Annotated in this window: 2 protein-coding genes; both read right to left on the reverse strand. The window is 38.5% G+C overall.

What is annotated here, in order from left to right:
- Nucleotides 1–125 precede the first annotated feature (125 nt).
- A complete protein-coding gene (locus HMPREF9420_RS12830; RefSeq protein ID WP_044079307.1) occupies nt 126–341 on the reverse strand; it encodes a hypothetical protein in 216 nt (71 codons plus the stop codon).
- 4 nt (nt 342–345) lie between these two features.
- On the reverse strand, nt 346–623 hold a 278-nt coding region (locus HMPREF9420_RS12835), incomplete at its 5' end, for a hypothetical protein (protein ID WP_007136173.1).

The following is a 623-nucleotide window of genomic DNA, read 5'->3' on the forward strand; positions in this document are numbered from 1 at the left end:
AATAAATTGAATTTTCGACTTTCTTTCCTTCTTTTCTTTGGTCGCCTACTCGTTCAAAGAGAAAGAAAAGAAGCCACGCAAATTTTCGATTTGCATGGCTCTTAGTTTTATTAAAGGTACTATTTCTACACTTTCGTTATTCTGTCTATCCTTTTATTGGGATGTCTGTCAAATGCCCAGTTTATTTCATCATCGGGCAAAGTGCTGTGAATGCTGCCACCCATAACCAACCCACAATTTTGCAGGACTTTTTGCCGTGCGTCTTCTTTGCTCTCCGCAACCACATCAAACACTCCATCGAAGATGTATTGCGTCCGAACTCTGTAAACTTTCTTCTTCATAATCTTAAAATTCAACCTTTAATAATCTGTATTCCTTTGGCTCTCCATTGGATAATCTGCGGTGTTTGAGCCAAAAGTGGTGCGCACCATAGCCGTATGCAAAGAACTTGTTAAGTTCTGTTTCTTCAGCTATTTTGTTGATAGCTGACCTTAACTCCTTTTTGTTTTCGGATAGAGTTATTGCATTGATAACCCTAATGAGAATATGCGGTATTTGGCTTTCACTTTGTCCGCCGATTTTCAATTCATCCGCATAGTTATAGATGATGTTTTCAATCTCTG

The organism is Segatella salivae DSM 15606 (assembly GCF_000185845.1).
GTDB classification, from domain to species: domain Bacteria; phylum Bacteroidota; class Bacteroidia; order Bacteroidales; family Bacteroidaceae; genus Prevotella; species Prevotella salivae.

Bases quoted from the DNA above. Each gene is read 5' to 3' on its own strand.
- HMPREF9420_RS12830 (WP_044079307.1), bottom strand. From the start codon at position 341: ATGAAGAAGAAAGTTTACAGAGTTCGGACGCAATACATCTTCGATGGA.